This is a genomic window from Kordia sp. E, assembly GCF_056033805.1.
Map to the genome: position 1 here is coordinate 1 of NZ_JBRASR010000011.1, position 3,432 is coordinate 3,432.

A 3,432-nucleotide genomic window follows, 5' to 3' on the forward strand; every position below is an offset into this window, starting at 1 on the left:
TGGGACGTGATTTAGAAGCCTTCTTAAAAGGACTTGTCACTGATAGTAATACTAACAATTCAGGATTTGCAAATTTTGATTTTCATGGGAATTACTTAAGTATGGACTTATTTGATGATTTAGGAGGTAATCCAACAAGTGATTCAGTACCTAATTCTGGAATCACAATAACATCGACAGCAACAAATCAAAACGTAGCAATTACAATTAATGTTGGAACACCTTCAGCTACATTTCCTGCCATAAACTTAACGTTAACAAATACTGCATTAAACTGGAGTACATATGGGACAAGTTGGGAGATTAGTGAAATTAGTCAGTTCTCATACACTACTTATGATAATGCCTCACCAAGAAGGTTTGGCTTTATGATGACTGCAAAAATAGTAGCTCCAGGAACAACGCAAGTAATTGAAGAAGTAATCATCAGTGGAAACACAATTGCTAGAATTGGTGAGTGTAGTGTAGATGGTCAAGACAATGTTGCTACGGATACTAATGGAGTAGCTATTGGAGAAGGTTTAGGTGATGGTGGTGTGCTGAATATTGGAAATATTGACTGTGAAGACGCTGATAATTTTGGATTAGATTTCAAAAACCTTCTAAACGAATTAGAAGAAGAAAATCTGTTTTTATCAACAAATGTTGCCTTAGCAAACTTATCTTCATATCAAAACACCATACTTCCTGTATTATTTGGAGATACCAACGATCAGGCATTATGGAGTAAGGTTGACGATGATACATTCGTAATAACTGACAACGGAACAGAAGTATTCAGAATTGATTTTGAATTATTCAATTTATATGAAGGTACAACACTCACAATAACCGAACTACTTACAGATGAGAGTACAGGGGTATTAGAAAATTTTAGTAATATCGAATTCAATACTGAAACTCAAATACAACTTTCATTTTTTAAACGTTCACATTTTCATCAATCTGGAGTTGATCAACCTATTATTGGTCCTTTTCAAATACAAGCTTCGATCACAGCGTTAGCCTATGATTGTTGTACGATTGTAGATGGTGATGAAAGTGGAAACAATATAGATTGTGGCATTGTAGATACAGATGGAGACGGAATTGGTGATCTATGTGATGATACTCCTTGCGGTGATCTCACAGGAGCCAATGATGAGGATCATGATGGAATTCCTGATGCCTGCGACAACTGTTTTAAGACTTACAATCCAGATCAGCTAGACGAAGATGGCGATGGTATAGGCGATGTTTGTGATAACTGTCCAAAAATATACAATCCAGATCAAGCAGATTCAGATAATGACGGTATTGGTGACGTTTGTGATGAAGACACCAATAATCAAGCTTGTATTACCGAAATTGAAAATAACAGTACTGTTTTTAATCAAGGAATGACACAACTGTTGAACAATGTATTAAGTACGGGTAATTTCTATTCAACTCAAGTTGTAACACAACATTTGACTCCAGAGTTATTAATTTTCTTTACCAATAATGCTAGATTATTGTATAATGATGATACTATTACATTTTCAACAGTAGGATGGGCAGCTCCAGTAGCGGTAAATTCTAATTTACCCAATACTATTCATTTATTTTTTGATAACCCCAACACGGTTGATCATTACTATGTTGTTATAGAACTTACCGATGCATTGATGCAAAATGGAATTGCAAATAATAGTACTTTCAACGCAGTAGAACCTTATGGACTACCTTCAAATGCCTTGCCTACGGAATATGGAATAGCATATGATTCGCCGTCCAGCATAAATGCTGTTTCGATAAGCGATATATATCAATCACCTGATAGAGGATTTAGCCAATTATACCCACTAAATTTCAATTGCGATTTAGATAAGATAAGAACTGACAGCGGAAGATACACTGCTTTTAAAAATGCAGAAACACAAATAAGAATCAAAAATAATACTACAGAGTACGAACCTTGTATTACTTGTATTCCACAAACAATAAGACCTGTGTTAAGGCAAGAAATGTGGGCAGCATATACGGATGCTGTTGGAGATATTCCAAATTATAACTTGCCAAGCAACTATAACTTAGAATATTTTGATGACATGAATTATCAATATATCACGGAAGGTTATATAAACTATCTTACAGGATTTGCTGGTGGTGATATACACAATGTTGATGTAACTGCGCCTTATTTCTTAACAATTGCAGAATTTGGGGCAACACCTTTAAACTATGGATTTAATAACTATCAAGGAGTCATTGATGCTTACATTTTATACAGTACTGTAAGTAATTCACCTTTGGTATACCTAACTCCTAATGAAGAAAATTACAAAAACTGGAGAGACTTCACTATTAAGTTTTTAAACGAGCATCCAACTGTATGTCCGCCAAAACCAATGTTTCCTACTATTGACGTACAGACAAATGACACCATAAGTGACTGTCAGGAATTTGCGATTAATATTGCAGAAGCATACGGACTCGATAATTACAATACATACATAGAGCGTGTAAAGCAAGAATTTAGAATAAACTACACACAGCAAGCAATCAATAGTGCTATAGAAAAGCTGAATCTTAGTTACGAAGATAAAGAATATCAATATACACTGTATTACTATGACCAAGCAGGAAATCTTACACAAACGGTTCCGCCGGAAGGTGTAAAAAGAGCTTCGCACACTCCAACTGAAATGGTTACTATTAACGATCATAGAAGTTCGAATTTGGGTACGGAAGTCCTTCCTGCACACGAATTAAAAACGGAATACAAATACAATTCGTTAAATCAATTAGTATGGCAAAAAACGCCTGATGGCGGCATTACAGTATTTGCATATGATGAGTTAGGAAGAATAATTGCTTCTCAAAATGAAAAACAACAACAAGAAAATCCTACCAAAGACTATAGTTACACACGTTACGACGGACTTGGAAGAATTCTTGAAGCAGGAGAGTTAGAAGATAGCACAAACAGCTATTACATATCAGAAGAAGGGAAATTATTCCTAGGAAATGATCGTGTTAATAATTTTGATACGCATTATGATTCATGCAACAAAAGAGAAGTAACACGTACTACGTATGATGATCGAATTGTAGTAGAAAACAATGTGACTAACGTTGTATACTCTTCAGACTTATTTACAGCTCCGTATACAGCTTTTAATAGCATAAATAGAATTACTGCAGTTACTTACTATGATGAAATTAAGGCAGGTAAGGCTCCTTCTTTTGACAATGCGTTATTCTATAACTATGATGTACATGGAAATGTAAAAGAATTGGTAACGTATATTACTGAACTTAAAATTCCTGATTGTACCATACAACCAGATGTGCTTGACTGTGAGTCGCATATAAAAAGAGTGCATTATCAATACGATCTTATTAGTGGAAATGTAAAGAATGTAACTTTCCAACCACAAAAACCAGATCAATTCATACACAAATATGAAT

The 3,432-nt window shown here is 34.7% G+C and carries 1 protein-coding gene; it reads left to right on the plus strand.

Translation table 11 applies throughout. From position 1 onward, the window contains the following. Nucleotides 1-3,432: thrombospondin type 3 repeat-containing protein (locus tag ACUUYC_RS25310; protein ID WP_474270615.1), on the plus strand; the 3,432-nt coding region annotated here is incomplete at both ends.